Source organism: Peterkaempfera griseoplana (assembly GCF_001418575.1).
GTDB lineage: Bacteria > Actinomycetota > Actinomycetes > Streptomycetales > Streptomycetaceae > Peterkaempfera > Peterkaempfera griseoplana.
Genome location: NZ_LIQR01000004.1, coordinates 1 through 10,256 on the forward strand (window position 1 = coordinate 1; position 10,256 = coordinate 10,256).

At 73.0% G+C, this 10,256-nt stretch carries 11 protein-coding genes; 5 read left to right on the plus strand and 6 right to left on the minus strand.

From position 1 onward, the window contains the following. The coding region (locus AOK09_RS00340; protein ID WP_175609245.1) for an exonuclease domain-containing protein at positions 1-642 on the minus strand (642 nt) is incomplete at its 3' end. 208 nt (positions 643-850) lie between these two features. Between AOK09_RS00340 and AOK09_RS00345 the strand changes: the two genes are divergently transcribed. The 4 genes from AOK09_RS00345 to moaA all read left to right on the plus strand — a co-directional run bounded on the left by AOK09_RS00345 (position 851) and on the right by moaA (position 5,078). After that, positions 851-1,894 (plus strand): zinc-dependent alcohol dehydrogenase family protein, encoded by a 1,044-nt coding sequence (locus AOK09_RS00345; protein WP_055585040.1) that lies wholly within the window; start codon positions 851-853, stop codon positions 1,892-1,894. Between the two features lie 141 nt (positions 1,895-2,035). Beyond that, positions 2,036-2,392: a DUF485 domain-containing protein gene (locus tag AOK09_RS00350; protein ID WP_107101194.1), complete on the plus strand. Its 357-nt coding sequence runs from the start codon at positions 2,036-2,038 to the stop codon at positions 2,390-2,392. Further along, positions 2,389-4,011, plus strand: coding sequence for a solute symporter family protein (locus tag AOK09_RS00355; RefSeq protein WP_055585041.1), 1,623 nt, complete (start codon positions 2,389-2,391; stop codon positions 4,009-4,011). Before AOK09_RS00350 ends, AOK09_RS00355 begins: the two co-directional genes overlap by 4 nt. Before the next feature lie 68 nt (positions 4,012-4,079). Further along, on the plus strand, positions 4,080-5,078 hold the full coding sequence (gene moaA, locus AOK09_RS00360; protein WP_055585042.1) for a GTP 3',8-cyclase MoaA: 999 nt from the start codon (positions 4,080-4,082) through the stop codon (positions 5,076-5,078). An 84-nt stretch (positions 5,079-5,162) separates the two neighbouring features. Here moaA and AOK09_RS00365 read toward each other — a convergent pair whose 3' ends face one another. Both AOK09_RS00365 and AOK09_RS00370 read right to left on the minus strand, forming a co-directional pair. Next, positions 5,163-5,420: a hypothetical protein gene (locus AOK09_RS00365; protein ID WP_055585043.1), complete on the minus strand. Its 258-nt coding sequence runs from the start codon at positions 5,418-5,420 to the stop codon at positions 5,163-5,165. Positions 5,421-5,627: 207 nt separating this feature from the next. After that, complete coding sequence (locus AOK09_RS00370; RefSeq protein ID WP_055585044.1) at positions 5,628-6,014, minus strand: DUF3099 domain-containing protein; 387 nt, start codon at positions 6,012-6,014, stop codon at positions 5,628-5,630. 175 nt (positions 6,015-6,189) lie between these two features. Between AOK09_RS00370 and AOK09_RS00375 the strand changes: the two genes are divergently transcribed. Further along, complete coding sequence (locus tag AOK09_RS00375) at positions 6,190-6,453, plus strand: GlsB/YeaQ/YmgE family stress response membrane protein (RefSeq protein WP_055585045.1); 264 nt, start codon at positions 6,190-6,192, stop codon at positions 6,451-6,453. A gap of 57 nt (positions 6,454-6,510) precedes the next feature. Here the strand turns inward: AOK09_RS00375 and AOK09_RS00380 are convergent, their stop codons facing one another. The 3 genes from AOK09_RS00380 to AOK09_RS00390 are packed head-to-tail and all read right to left on the minus strand — an operon-like array spanning position 6,511 to position 10,048. Beyond that, the gene (locus tag AOK09_RS00380) at positions 6,511-7,056 is read right to left on the minus strand and encodes an RNA 2'-phosphotransferase (RefSeq protein WP_055585046.1); all 546 of its coding nucleotides are present in this window, start codon (positions 7,054-7,056) and stop codon (positions 6,511-6,513) included. Positions 7,057-7,094: 38 nt separating this feature from the next. Then, positions 7,095-8,501, minus strand: coding sequence for a metallopeptidase TldD-related protein (locus AOK09_RS00385; protein ID WP_055585047.1), 1,407 nt, complete (start codon positions 8,499-8,501; stop codon positions 7,095-7,097). Next, positions 8,501-10,048: a TldD/PmbA family protein gene (locus AOK09_RS00390; RefSeq protein ID WP_055585048.1), complete on the minus strand. Its 1,548-nt coding sequence runs from the start codon at positions 10,046-10,048 to the stop codon at positions 8,501-8,503. The genes AOK09_RS00385 and AOK09_RS00390 overlap by 1 nt, the downstream gene beginning before the upstream one ends. Positions 10,049-10,256: the final 208 nt, after the last annotated feature.

The following is a 10,256-nucleotide window of genomic DNA, read 5'->3' on the forward strand; positions in this document are numbered from 1 at the left end:
GCCGGGGGAGTCCACCGGCGGCACACAGGTGGTCAGCGGCAGGTCCAGGCCCGCCGACGCGGCCAGCCGCAGACTGGGGCGGAACGCCTCGGCCAGCACCCGGGCGTCGTCCAGCGCGTGGTGGGCCCGCTGCTGCCGCACCCCGAAGTGCGCGGCCAGCGACTCCAGCTTGTGGTTGGGCAGCGGCAGCTGCAGGTCCCTGGAGAGCACGATGGTGCAGAGCCGCTGCCGGACCGGGGCGGTGCCGCCCATCCTGCGGAACTCATGGGCGATCATGTTCCAGTCGAAGAGTGCGTTGTGCGCCACCAGCACCCGGCCGGCGAGCCGCTCGGCCAGTTCCTCCGCCACCTCGGGGAAGGTCGGCGCGCCCTCCAGCATCTCGCTGGTGAGCCCGTGGATCCACACCGGACCCGGGTCACGCTCCGGATTGACCGGGCTGTACCAGTGGTCGACCACCTCGCCGCGCCCGTCCAGCCGGTAGACGGCGGCGGAGACGATGCGGTCGGTGCGCCCGAGCCCGGTGGTCTCCACGTCGACCACCGCATACCCCTCGGGGTAGGCGGCGGGCCAGTCGGGCGGCGGCGGACAGGCGAAGGGAGCGGACCACTGGGCCTCCCCGTCCGGGGGCTGGAGCGCGTGCATGATGGATCACCATAAGGGCAACCGCCGACAGTGACCGGATGATCACCGTGTCGTCACCGCGCGGGGTGCGTGATGCTGTCCGGAACCTCCCGCAATAGGGTGTTCGGCGGGGCGGCGTCACCCGTGCCGCCCCGCCCCGCCGGGCCCCGTCAGCAGCGGACGCGCCCGGCCGCTCCCCGGCAGACACCTCCGCAAAGGAAACCCCGCGATGCGCGCCACCGTGATCCATGGCCCCCAGGACATCCGCGTCGAGGAGGTGCCGGACGCCGCGGTCCGCCACCCCACCGACGCCGTGGTGCGGGTGGTCCTCGCCTGTATCTGCGGCAGCGACCTGTGGGCGTACCGCGGGGTGGCCGCCCGGCAGCCCGGGCAGCGGATCGGCCATGAGTTCCTCGGCGTGGTGGAGGAGGTCGGCTCCGAGGTCTCCACCGTGCGCCCGGGCGATCTGGTGGTCGCCCCCTTCGTCTGGTCCGACGGTGTCTGCGACTTCTGCCGCGAGGGCCTGCAGACCTCCTGCCCGCACGGCGGCTTCTGGGGCGAACCGGGCTCCGACGGCGGCCAGGGCGAGGCCGTGCGGGTCCCCTTCGCCGACGGCACCCTGGTGGGCCTGCCGGCGGAGGCGGCCTCCGACGACCGGCTGCTGACCGCCCTGCTGGCGCTCTCCGACGTGATGGCCACCGGGCATCACGCGGCGCTGGCCGCCGGGGTCCGCCCCGGCTCCACGGTGGCGGTGGTCGGCGACGGCGCGGTGGGGCTGTGCGGGGTGCTGGCCGCCCGGCGGCTGGGCGCCGAGCGGATCGTGGCGCTCGGCCGCCACCAGGTCCGTACCGAGATCGCCCGCTCCTTCGGTGCCACCGACGTGGTCGCCGAGCGCGGGGACGAAGCGGTGGCCGCGGTCAGGGAGCTGACGGGTGGTCAGGGTGCGCATGCGGTGCTGGAGGCGGTGGGCACCGAGCAGTCGATGCGCACCGCGCTCTCCATCGCCCGCGACGGCGGTGCGGTCGGCTATGTCGGCGTGCCGCACGGAGGCAGCGCCGGCGTCGACATCGGCCAGATGTTCAACCGCAACGTGGCGCTGCGCGGAGGCGTCGCACCCGCCCGCGCCTACATCCCCGAACTGCTGGCGGACGTGCTCGCCGGGCGGATCGACCCCTCCCCGGTCTTCGACCGCACCGTCGACCTGGACGGCGTCCCGGACGGCTACCGGGCGATGGACGACCGCTCCGCGCTGAAGGTCCGGATCAGGCTCTGACGGGGGTTGTGCGCGGGGGGTTTAACGGCGCGTCATGCGGCGGATGTACAAGGAAGCGTAAAGAAGTGGCGCACGTCACACTCCGGTGCGCCGCTTCGCTTCCGCACACGGTCCCTCACCCCGACGCCGACGTCAGGAGAGATCCTCGTGGACATCACCCCGCAACCGGACGCCCCACCGTCCGCTCCCGCGCCAGCCGACCCACAAGTGATCCAGCGCATCGAGGAGGGGGCGGAGTTCCGCGGTCTGCGCAGGGCCTTCCGCGGCTTCGCCTTCCCCCTCACCGTCGCCTTCATCGCCTGGTACCTGCTCTACGTCCTGCTGTCCAGCTACGCCCCCGGGTTCATGGGGACCACCGTGGTCGGCCACATCAATGTGGCGCTGGTGATGGGCCTGCTGCAGTTCGTCACCACCTTCGTCATCGCCTGGCTGTACTCCCGGCACGCCGCCCGCCGCCTCGATCCGCCCGCCACCGCGATCCGGGAGGCCGCACAGTGAGCGCCGACACCCTGCTCGCCGCCTCCGCGGCCACCGAGCACCGCGGACTGACGATCACCCTGTTCAGCGTCTTCGTGCTGATCACCCTGGGAATCACCGTCTGGGCGGGCCGCCAGACCAAGGACGCCACCGACTTCTACGCCGGCGGCCGCTCCTTCAGCGGCTTCCAGAACGGCCTGGCCATCTCCGGCGACTACATGTCCGCCGCGTCCTTCCTGGGCATCGCCGGCGCCATCGCCCTCTTCGGCTACGACGGCTTCCTCTACTCCATCGGCTTCCTGGTCGCCTGGCTGGTCGCCCTGCTGCTGGTCGCCGAACCGCTGCGCAACTCCGGCCGCTACACCATGGCCGACGTGCTGGCCTTCCGGATGCGCCAGCGCCCGGTGCGCACCGCGGCGGGCATCTCCACCATCGTGGTGTCGATCTTCTACCTGCTGGCCCAGATGGTCGGCGCGGGCTCCCTGGTGGCTCTGCTGCTGGGGGTCACCGGTGACGCACCCAAGCAGTGGACCATCGTCGGGGTGGGCGCGCTGATGGTGCTCTATGTCGCCATCGGCGGGATGAAGGGCACCACCTGGGTGCAGATCGTCAAGGCGGTGATGCTGATCGCCGGCACGCTGCTGATCACGATCCTGGTGCTGGCCAAGTACCACTTCAACCCCTCGACCCTGCTGGGCGCCGCCTCCGACGCCAGCGGCAAGGGCTCGGCCTTCCTGGAACCCGGACTGAAGTACGGCGTCAGCGGCACCACCAAGCTGGACTTCATCTCGCTGGCCGTCGCCCTGGTGCTGGGCACCGCGGGCCTGCCGCACATCCTGGTCCGCTTCTACACCGTCCCCACCGCCCGCGCCGCCCGCAAGTCGGTGATCTGGGCCATCGGCATCATCGGCGGCTTCTATCTGATGACCCTGGCGCTGGGCTTCGGTGCGGCCGCGCTGGTGGGCCCCGAGGCCATCAAGACCTCCAACGCGGCCGGGAACACCGCGGCGCCGCTGCTGGCGCAGGAGGTCGGGGGCGGCGCTGGCTCCACCGGCGGCGCCATCCTGCTCGCGGTGATCTCCGCGGTGGCCTTCGCCACCATCCTGGCCGTGGTGGCCGGGCTCACCCTGGCGTCCTCCGCGTCCTTCGCCCACGACCTGTGGGCCAATGTGATCCGGCGCGGCAAGGCGGGGGAGAAGGAGGAGGTGGGAGCGGCCAAGATCGCCGCCGTGGTGATCGGCGCCGTGGCCATCCTGCTCTCCATCTTCGCGGACAAGCTCAACGCCGCCGCCCTGGTGGCGCTGGCCTTCGCGGTGGCCGCCTCGGCCAATCTGCCGACCCTGCTCTACAGCCTCTTCTGGAAGCGGTTCACCACCACGGGGGCGGTCTGCTCCATCTACGGGGGCCTGGCCGTCTCGGTCCTGCTGGTGGTCTTCTCCCCGGTGGTCTCCGGCAAGCCCACGTCGCTCTTCCCCGGTTCGGACTTCGCCTGGTTCCCGCTGGAGAACCCCGGCCTGGTCTCCATCCCGGTGGGCTTCCTGCTGGGCTGGCTGGGCACCCTGCTCTCCAAGGAGGCCGCGGACCCGGCCAAGTACGCCGAACTGGAGGTGCGCTCCCTGACCGGTCTCGGCGCCCACTGACCGGTCCGGTACGGACGGCGGCCTCCCCTGTCCGGCCCGGCGACTAAGCTGGGGCCAGGACAGGGGAGGTGGCCACCGTTCTCGTCGACTCCTTCGGCCGCACAGCCGTCGATCTGCGCGTGTCGCTGACCGACCGCTGCAATCTGCGCTGCACCTACTGCATGCCCGAGGAGGGACTGCAGTGGCTGGCCAAGCCGCAGCTGCTCACCGACGAGGAGATCGTCCGCCTGGTACGCATCGCCGTCACCGACCTGGGCGTCAGCGAGGTCCGCTTCACCGGCGGCGAGCCGCTGCTGCGGCCCGGCCTGGTGGGCATCGTGGCCGAGTGCGCCGCCCTGGAGCCGCGCCCCGAGCTCTCCCTCACCACCAACGGCATCGGGCTCGGCCGCACCGCCGCGGCGCTGCGCGACGCCGGCCTCGACCGGGTCAACGTCTCCCTGGACACCCTCGACCCCGAGGCCTTCGCCCGCCTCACCCGCCGGCACCGCCACTCCGACGTGCTCAGCGGCATGGCCGCGGCCGAGGAGGCCGGGCTCACTCCGGTGAAGGTCAACACGGTGCTGATGCGCGGGGTCAACGACCAGGAGGCGCCCGACCTGCTGGCCTGGTGCCTGGAACGCGGGTACGAGCTGCGCTTCATCGAGCAGATGCCGCTGGACGCCCAGCACGGCTGGGACCGCTCCTCCATGGTCACCGCGGAGGAGATCCTGGAGCGCCTGGCCACCCGGTTCACCCTCACCCCCGAGCCCGCGGCCCGGCGCGGCGCCGCCCCGGCGGAGCGCTGGCTGGTGGACGGCGGCCCGGCCAGGGTCGGGGTGATCGCCTCCGTCACCCGGCCCTTCTGCCGCGCCTGCGACCGTACCCGGCTGACCGCCGACGGCCAGGTCCGCAACTGCCTGTTCGCCCGGGAGGAGACCGATCTGCGCACCGCCCTGCGGGACGGCGGATCCGACGGCGAGATCGCGGCGCTGTGGCGGACGGCGATGTGGGGCAAGAAGGCCGGGGCCGGTATCGACAACCCCGACTTCCTCCAGCCCGACCGTCCGATGTCGGCCATCGGCGGCTGAGCGCCCGGGGCCGTACGCCGGGAGCGTGCGCCCAGGCCGCGCGCGGCCTGCCGGGGCGCTCCCCGTTCCACCCGGGTGGGACGTTCAGTCCGCCCACTCGGAGAGCGCCACCACGTCCTTGAGGAACCCCCGCACGCCGAGGAACCCGGACAGGTGCTCGCGGTGCTCCTCGCAGGCCAGCCAGGTCTTGCGGCGGTCCGGGGTGTGCAGCTTGGGGTTGTTCCAGGCCAGCACCCACACGGCGGCCTCGCGGCACCCCTTGGCCGAGCAGACCGGCGCACCGCCGGGGCCGTCGGCGCCGGGGAAGGCGAGAAGGGGATGCGGCTGCTGGGGGGTGCTCATCGCGTGTCCTGACGGCGTGGGAACGGTCTCACGGCCAGTCTCCCACCCTCCGGACATGGCGACGCCGGGCAGCCACGGGGGGAGCCGCCCGGCGTCGGTCCATCGCCCCGACGGGGGATGCGGAGCGCGTGAGCAGTATGGCACGGCGAGAGGTCCGCACGGGCACGGAACCCCCCTATTGATTTGAGCTTCCTCTGAGGATTCGGCTCAGGTCCGCTCCTGCCGCCGCTCCTCGGCCTCGCCGACCAGCGTCACGGGTTCCGGACGGGGCTCCTGGCCGGGTTCCGGGTCGGGTGCCGGCCCGATCATCGGCTTGGGCTGCTCCCCGACGAAGCTGCCGGGCAGCCCCGGCGCGTTCTCGCGACCCGCGTTGGCGACCACCACGGCGATGTACGGCAGCACCGCACCGCCCACCAGGGCGATCACCGCCAGCGGACGCTCCACATTCCACAGCACCACTGCGAGGATCACGCAGAGTGTGCGAATCGACATGGAGATGATGTAGCGCCGCTGCCTGCCCCGCACATCGTCGGTCAGACTCGCCCGCGCCCCGGTGATCCGGATCACCTCGCCACGCCGGATGCTCTTCCCCATCACCCATCGCCGCCCTGATCTCCGCCTTTGTCCCCACGGTACGCCGTGCGGGGCGAGGTCACGAGAGCACCCCCCGGCCCTGTCGGCAACTGCAGGGAGTAACGGCCGTCCACCGAGGGCAGATGCCTGGTGCGCCCCGGCGCCGGACCGGGCGGGAGCGGGAGAGGGAGAGACCATGACGTTCGTATGGGCCATCATCGCCGGCCTGATCATCGGGCTGCTCGCCAAGCTGGTACTGCCCGGTCGCCAGCCGATCCCGCTCTGGCTGACCATCATCCTCGGCATCATCGGCGGTCTGGTGGGCAACGCCCTGGCCAGCGCCTTCGGAGTGCGGGACACCTCGGGTATCGACTGGCTGCGGCACATCCTGCAGATCGGCGTGGCGGCGGTGCTGATCGGCCTGGTCACCCCGATGTGGGCGGGCAGGCGCCGCAGCTGACCGGCGGCGGTACGAGGGGCCCGGACGGCACAGGCCGCCGGGCCCCTCGCTCTGTCGTCAGCCGGTCGAGAGGAACTCCGGCGGCACCGCGTCCGCCAGCCAGACCCCGTTGGCGCTCACCCGGAAGAGATGGCCGGCCGCCCGCATGCCCGCCGTGTCCACCGCCAGCACCACCGGACGTCCGTGCCGGGCACCGACCCGGGTCGCGGTCTCCCGGTCGGCGGAGAGATGGACGTGCTGCCGGGACATCGGCCGCAGCCCCTCACGCAGCACCGCCGCCAGGGTGCGCGAGGCGGTGCCGTGGTACAGCACCGGCGGCGGCTCGGCCGGTGCCAGCCCCAGGTCGACGGTGACCGAGTGACCCTGGCTGGCCCGGATCCGCAGGCCGTCCTCGGAGTAGGCGAACCGCTGCTTGTTGTTGGTGGCCACCACATGGTCCAGCTGCTCCCGGGAGAGCGTCCGGCCCCGCCGGGCGAGCCCGGCCAGCAGCTCCTCGACTGCCACCCAGCCGGCGGCGTCCAGAGTGATCCCGGCGGCCGCCGGGTCGTGGCGCAGCACCCGGCTGAGGTGCCTGGAGACCCGCACGGTCTCCCGTTCGTCCATGGAATGCCCCCCTCGGGCCCGGGCCCGGCCGGCGCGGCCTACGAGGCCTGGCTGACCGAGCTCATGTTGAAGTCCGGGACGCGTACCGGCGGCATCGCGGCCCGGGTGAACCAGTCGCCCCACTCGCGGGGCAGGCAGCGCTCGGTGCGGCCCACCTCGGTGATCCGGCCCAGCAGGTCCACCGGCGACTCGTTGAAGCGGAAGTTGTTCACCGCGCCCACCACCTCGCCGCCCTCCACCAGGTAGACGCCGTCCCGGGTGAGACCGGTGAGCAGCAGCGTCGCCGGGTCGACCTCGCGGATGTACCAGAGGCAGGTGAGCAGCAGCCCGCGCTCGGTACGCGCCGCCATCTCCTCCAGGGTGGGGGCGGCGGCCTGGTCGGCGGTCTCCAGCACCAGGTTGTCCACCGCGGGGGCCAGCGGGAGGCCGGTCAGCTCGGCGGAGTGCCTGGTGGTCAGCAGGTTGGCCAGCCGTCCGTCGCGGATCCAGTCGGTCGCCGCCAGCGGCTGCCCGTTGTCGAACGCCGACTGGTCCCCGCCGGAGGAGTGCGCGATGACGAACGGCGACGCCTCCAGGCCGCGCTCCGCGGGGTCGGAGCGCAGCGTCAGCGGCAGCGGGGTCAGCTGCTCGCCCAGCCGGGTGCCGCCGCCGGGCCTGCTGAAGACGGTGCGGCCCTCGGCGGCGTCCCGGCCGCCCATCGACCAGCCGAGGTAGACCATCAGGTCGGCGACCGCGGACGGCGGCAGCAGGGTCTCGTACCGCCCGGCGGGCAGGTCGATCCGCCGCTTGCCCCACTCCAGGCGCTGCGCCACCTCCTGCTGCAGGGCGGCGGCGTCCACGTCACGGAAGTCCCGGGTCGCGGCCCCGGCCCAGGCGGAGGCCGCCAGGTCGGCGGTCTTGGCGTTGAACTCCACGGTGCCGGTGGGCTGGTCGTGCCGCAGCCGCAGGCCGGTGGAGGTGCCCAGATAGGTGGAGGTCAGCTCGTGCCGGGCGAAGCCGTAGAGCAGCCGGCCGCCGTCCCGGGAGCGGGCGAAGGCCTCACCGAGGGCCGGAGCGAAGTCGGCGAAGACGCCGATGTCGGTCTCGGCCGGGGCGGCGGTGAAGCCGGAATCGACGCGTCCCCCGCCGACCAGCGGCCGGGCGTCCTCCGCGGGGCCGGCGTCGCGGGCGGCGGCCTCGGCGGCCCGTACCAGCGACTCCACCTCGGCTGCGGTGACGGCCTCCCGGGAGACCACCCCCGAGGCCGTGCCCTCGGCGCCGTCCACGGTGGCGATCACCGTGAGGGTGCGGCTGCGGGTGACCCCGTTGGTGGTGAGGGCGTTGCCGGCCCAGCGCAGGTTGGCCGAGGACTCCTCGTCGGCGATCACCACGCAGCCGTCGGCGCGGGAGAGTTCCAGCGCGCGCTCGACGATCTCGTGCGGCGCGGTGCCGTGGGTGGACTGCATCAGCGACCCGCCTCCTGCTGGGTGTTGAGCACATTGACGTTGCGGAAGAGCGCGGACGGGCAGCCGTGGCTGACCGCGGCGGTCTGCCCGGGCTGGGCCTTGCCGCAGTTGAAGGCGCCGCCGAGGACATAGGTCTGCGGGCCGCCGACGGCCTCCATGGAGCCCCAGAAGTCGGTGGTGGTGGCCTGGTACGCCACGTCCTTGAGCTGCCCGGCCAGCCGGCCGTTCCTGATCCGGTAGAAACGCTGCCCGGTGAACTGGAAGTTGTAGCGCTGCATGTCGATGGACCAGGAGCGGTCCCCGACGATGTAGACGCCGTCCTCCACCCCGGCGATCAGGCCCTCGGTGTCGGGGCCGCCCACGGCCGGCTGCAGCGAGACGTTGGCCATCCGCTGCACCGGGACGTGCGAGGGGGAGTCGGCGAAGGCGCAGCCGTTGGAGCGGCCCAGGTCCTTGAGCCGGGCGATGCGCCGGTCGAGCTGGTAGCCGACCAGCACCCCGTCCTTCACCAGGTCCCAGGACTGGGTCTGCACACCCTCGTCGTCCCAGCCCACGGTGGCCAGGCCGTGCTCGGCGGTGCGGTCGCCGGTGACGTGCATGATCTCGGAGCCGTACCGCAGGCTGCCCAGCTTGTCGAAGGTGGCGAAGGAGGTGCCCGCGTACGCGGCCTCGTAGCCGAGCGCCCGGTCCAGCTCGGTGGCGTGGCCGATCGACTCATGGATGGTCAGCCAGAGGTTGGACGGGTCGACCACCAGGTCGTAGCGGCCCGCCTGGACGCTCGGCGCCCGCATCTTCTCCGCCAGCAGCTCGGGGATCTCGGCGATCTCCCGGTCCCAGTCCCAGCCGGTGCCGCGCAGATACTCCCAGCCGCGGCCGGCGGGCGGCGCGATGGAGCGCATCGAGTCGAAGGCGCCGGTGCGCTCGTCCACCGACACGGCCTCCAGCACCGGGTGCAGCCGGATGCGCTGCTGGGTGGTGACGGTGCCCGCGGTGTCCGCGTAGAACTTGTTCTCCTGGACGGTCAGCAGCGAGGCGTCCACATGGGAGACGCCGTCCGCGTCCAGCAGCCGCCGGCTCCAGTCGGCGAGCAGCGCGGTCTTCTCCGCGTCCGGCACCGCGAACGGGTTGATCTCGTAGGAGGAGGTCCACACCGCGTCCGGGTAGACCGGCTCCTCGGCCAGCTCCACCAGGTCGTTGCCACCCGCCGCCGCGCTCACCTGCGAGGACAGCCGGGCCACCGCCACCGCCTGCTCCGCCACCCGGGCCGCCGCCTCCGGCGTCAGGTCCACCCCGGCCGCGAAGCCCCACGCGCCTCCCAGCACCACCCGGACGGCGAAGCCCAGCTGCACGCCGTCGGACGAGCCTGCGGGACGCGCGTCGCGCAGCCGCCACGAGGCGCTGCGGATCCGCTCCAGGCGGAAGTCGGCGTGGCTCGCGCCCAGCGCTCGCGCCCGTGCCAGGGCCGCGTCCGCGAGAGTGCGCAGCGGAAGGGCGAGGAAGAGCGGGTCGACGGCCCCGGTGCGGGCCGTGGTGGGTGTCTCCGGCATTGCACTCCTGTCCGGGTTCGGGAGCCGCCGTCGCAGGAGCCGGGAGTTCCCGGTACGACGGCGCACGGGCGCCCGCACAGGGACGCCCGATCGCATCATGTCGTGTCGCCCCGTTTGCTGCCAGCGGGTTTGCCCGGCCCGGCCGCCGCCGCCGAAGCGCCGCCCCGGGGCTCACCGTGCCCGGCGGCGGGGGAGCGGCGGCCGCGGT

Coding starts and splice junctions, on each gene's coding strand:
- AOK09_RS00380 (WP_055585046.1), bottom strand. CDS start 7,056: ATGGACGAACGGGAGACCGTGCGGGTCTCCAGGCACCTCAGCCGGGTG.
- AOK09_RS00385 (WP_055585047.1), bottom strand. CDS start 8,501: ATGCAGTCCACCCACGGCACCGCGCCGCACGAGATCGTCGAGCGCGCG.
- AOK09_RS00390 (WP_055585048.1), bottom strand. CDS start 10,048: ATGCCGGAGACACCCACCACGGCCCGCACCGGGGCCGTCGACCCGCTC.
- AOK09_RS00370 (WP_055585044.1), bottom strand. CDS start 6,014: ATGGGGAAGAGCATCCGGCGTGGCGAGGTGATCCGGATCACCGGGGCG.
- AOK09_RS00365 (WP_055585043.1), bottom strand. CDS start 5,420: ATGAGCACCCCCCAGCAGCCGCATCCCCTTCTCGCCTTCCCCGGCGCC.
- AOK09_RS00345 (WP_055585040.1), top strand. CDS start 851: ATGCGCGCCACCGTGATCCATGGCCCCCAGGACATCCGCGTCGAGGAG.
- AOK09_RS00375 (WP_055585045.1), top strand. CDS start 6,190: ATGACGTTCGTATGGGCCATCATCGCCGGCCTGATCATCGGGCTGCTC.